The sequence below is a fragment of the Mycobacterium sp. genome (assembly GCF_049683355.1).
In the GTDB taxonomy this organism is placed as follows: domain Bacteria; phylum Actinomycetota; class Actinomycetes; order Mycobacteriales; family Mycobacteriaceae; genus Mycobacterium.
Window position 1 is genome coordinate 1 of record NZ_JBAUJB010000293.1, and the last position, 1,863, is coordinate 1,863.

The following is a 1,863-nucleotide window of genomic DNA, read 5'->3' on the forward strand; positions in this document are numbered from 1 at the left end:
CGCTGATTGGAATCGGCGCTTAATTGGTTGCAACGACGCTTACGGTGGTCAGTTGCCTGCACCGGCACGCTTCCCTTGATTCGATGCGCGAAGTCGAAACCGTTCAGCCCCTCGCACCCCTGCCGACCTCCGGCAGGACCATTCATACTACCGGTCCGTTCAACGCCGTCCAGCGATTAAATAGTCCGCGGGGGTCAGATCACGTAGTTCAGCCGCTCGACGATGCGACGACCGACCGCCTCGTCGCCGCCGTAGCCGATCTCCGCGCCGGGTGTCGCCGGTGCTGTCCGACCTCCCGCAACCCGGGTGAACAGCACCGCGTCGAGGGTGATGGTCGTGGTCGGCTCGTCGGCGCCGAAGTCCGGGACCACACGCCCGCGGCCGTCCACCGCGACGTTGATCTGTCGCGCCAGCGGCCCGGTCAGCTCGATCCTGACCCGGGAACCGTCGGGCGCGCCGCCCAGCTTGCCCACCACAAACCCCATGCTGGCGGCCATCTCGTCCAGCGCCAGCCGCGACGCCGGACCCACGAGCTCGTCGCTGCCGGCAGGCCGCCCGAGCGCGTCCCGGATGTCGAGTTCATGCATCCAGCAGTCGAAAACCCGTACCCGCATGAACCGCCCGTAGGTGTCCGGGCCCGCCGGCGTCGCGGTGGTGGTGTTCCACTCCTCGACCGGCATCTCGGACAGCACCACCTGGCGCTGGGCGGTCACGTTGCGGAACTCGCCGTGCAGCTCGGTGTGGCCGAGGTCGCGAAGTTTCCACACCCAGTGCTCGTTCAGCACCCCGATGTCGTTGCGTACATGCTCGAGCGCCGCGACGTCGATGTCCGCCTGCGGCGTCGGCACACCCTGCAGCATCGATTCCGTGCCCACCATGTGGGCGACGACGTCGTGCACCGTCCATCCGGGCAGCGACGTCGGCGTCGTCCAGTCCTCGGGACGCACCGTCTGCAACAACGCATCGATGTTGCGCCACGACGCGAAAAGACCATCGAGCACGTCGGACTTATCGAGAAGGGTGACGGGGCGAGACGGGCTGTTCACCCAGCAGAACGTAGTGCGTTCCGGCCGCGAGCGTGCGCGAAATGCACGTTCCGCCCGGCGTGTCGGCGAGCAGACGCGCCCGCTCGCGGGGCGGGGGGTCATACGGGCGCGCCGTGCGCCTTCGAACCCCGGCTGAGCTCGGTGATGGGAACCGCTTTGCCGAACAGGTGGCCCTGGGCCAGTCGACACCCGGCCAGGTAGACGGTCTCTGCCTAGGGAGGCAACTCGACGCCTTCAGCGATCACCGACAGTCCCAGCTCGCTGCACAGCCGGACCACAGACCGGTACATCGTCAGATTCCGTTCCGAATCGGTACCCACGGCGAAGCTGCGATCGAGCTTGACGATCTGCACCGGCAGCGCGTGCATGTACATCAGCGAATTGAATCCCGCCCCGAAATCGTCCAGCGCCACCCTGACACCCAATGACTGCAGCCGGTTGATCTGCGCGGCGGCCTCGGCGAGGTCGACGATGGGCACGGTCTCGGTGATCTCCACGACGAGCCGAGTCGGTTCCATGTCGTGGTGGTTGATCGCGCGGCGGACGTGGCCCTCGAAGGACGGGTTGCCCAGCCGTGCCGCCCCGATGTTGACGTGGATGGTGAGGTCCAGACCGGCAGCCTTGACGTCACTGCACGCCAGGTCGAGGACCAGCGCATCGAGTTCGGCACCCAACCCCGCCGCTTCGGCGGCCGCGACGAAAGTCTGCGGGGCGATGTCGATTCCACTCGGCGCGGTCCACCGCGCCAGGGCTTCGACCGCCACCGGGGTCCGCCCGGGGAGGCGCACGACCGGCTGGTAGGCGAGCCTGAACCCGT

General features: G+C 67.6%; 1 protein-coding gene and 1 pseudogene. Both read right to left on the minus strand.

Annotated features, from left to right (window positions below):
- Window positions 1–194: 194 nt before the first annotated feature.
- A complete protein-coding gene (locus WA944_RS17015) occupies window positions 195–1,046 on the minus strand; it encodes a maleylpyruvate isomerase family mycothiol-dependent enzyme (RefSeq protein ID WP_526371791.1) in 852 nt (283 codons plus the stop codon).
- A 98-nt stretch (window positions 1,047–1,144) separates the two neighbouring features.
- A pseudogene (locus tag WA944_RS17020) lies at window positions 1,145–1,863 on the minus strand (EAL domain-containing protein); the annotation flags it as partial.